Origin of the sequence: Yersinia sp. Marseille-Q5920, from assembly GCF_946902935.1 — a bacterium.
Lineage (GTDB): Bacteria > Pseudomonadota > Gammaproteobacteria > Enterobacterales > Enterobacteriaceae > Yersinia > Yersinia rochesterensis.
Genome location: NZ_CAMPQA010000027.1, coordinates 1 through 1,035, shown reverse-complemented (window position 1 = coordinate 1,035; position 1,035 = coordinate 1). Strand labels below are relative to the sequence as shown.

Here is a 1,035-nt window from a genome sequence, read left to right as displayed (position 1 = left end):
GCTTCCGGCGCTTTACCGATAGGGGCCTGCAACCGACTAAACACAGCGCTGGTGCTGGTGCCGGCCATACTGCCTTTTATGCCGTTATCGGCCAGAACGCCGAGTAGCGCGGTAGTGTCTTCGATACTGGCCCCGGCGGCCTCGGCAATAGGGGCGACATATTTCATTGCCTCGCCCAGCTCTAACAGATTAGTGTTTGAACTGGTGAAGCCTTTCGCCATCACGTCCGACACGCGTTGAATCTGGTCTAATGGCAGGTTAAACGCCGATTGCATGTTGGTGACAATATCGGCCGCCTCGGCAATATCCACACCGGACGCCAGCGACAGGTTAACCGTCGGTTCAGTGGCGGCCAGAATGGCGTCAGCGTCATAGCCAGAGCGGGCCAGCGTGTCTTGGGTTCGTGCTACATCTGTCGGGGAAAAGGCGGTGGAGCCACCGATATCCCGTGCCTGTTGGCGAATGGCGGCCAGCTTGGCGTCTTTTTTATCCAGCCCTAAAATTGCCTGCGTGCCAGACATCTGGCTGTCGAACTCAATACCCGGCGCAATCAGTTTCGCCGCGCCGTACAGCCCGGCGGTTGCCACACCCAAACTGGCGGCGCTGGTATTACGCACCGCACTGGTGGCAGCTTTGCCTTTCTGGTAGCGGCTGCTGATACGGTTGAGTTGTTCCTGTTTCAGACTCAGGCGTTGCAGCTCTTGGCGCTGGCGACTCAGGGCAACCGTCGCCTCGGCGGCGCTACTGCGTAACCGGCGCTGTTCACTGCTCAGGTTTTTGGTCGCTATGCCGTCAGCGTTGAGAGCGTCGCGCTGGCGCTGCACTGACTGGCGCAGCCCGTTGTATTTGGTTTGCAGTTCAGACGCCGCGCGCTTGGCTCCCTCCATCAGTCGGGCTTGTTGAGCGGTGGGTTTCTCGGTGTTTTTAAAGGCGATAGCCAGCGCCGCCGCATCTTCTTTGGCTTTTTTCAGCGCCTGCCCGGTAACGGCCAGTTGGGCGCTGGCCTTACGGAAACCGTCAATCTTCGCCGCCTGC

The 1,035-nt window shown here is 59.5% G+C and carries 1 protein-coding gene; it reads right to left on the bottom strand.

Features of this window, described 5'->3' with window-relative positions:
• Positions 1–1,035 (bottom strand): phage tail tape measure protein (locus OVO64_RS20370; protein ID WP_267248996.1); only part of this gene is annotated, 1,035 nt, incomplete at both ends.